This is a genomic window from Corynebacterium sp. HMSC070E08 (assembly GCF_001808895.1).
Taxonomy (GTDB): domain Bacteria; phylum Actinomycetota; class Actinomycetes; order Mycobacteriales; family Mycobacteriaceae; genus Corynebacterium; species Corynebacterium hiratae.
The window spans coordinates 1-239 of record NZ_KV794744.1 but is presented as its reverse complement, the minus strand read 5'-3'; the positions used below and the strand labels follow the sequence as shown (position 1 = coordinate 239).

The window sequence follows — 239 nt, the reverse complement described above, 5'->3', positions numbered from 1 at the left end:
GGCAAGAACATGTACCTGGCCACGGTCATCGACGTCTACTCGCGCAAACTCGTCGGCCATGCACTAGCCGATCACATGCGGGTATCGCTGGTTATCGAAGCTTTATCTCATGCCAGAAAAGTCCGCGGAAGCCTTAAAGGGGCAATTTTCCATTCCGATCATGGCAGTGTGTACACCTCACAAGCATTTAGAGAGCACTGCGCTGTACTTGGTGTTCGCCAATCCATGGGAGCAGTGGG

General features: G+C 53.1%; 1 protein-coding gene. It reads left to right on the top strand.

Translation table 11 applies throughout. From position 1 onward, the window contains the following. Positions 1-239, top strand: a 239-nt coding sequence (locus tag HMPREF2526_RS12840; protein ID WP_148139534.1) for a DDE-type integrase/transposase/recombinase, incomplete at both ends; no start/stop codon positions are given.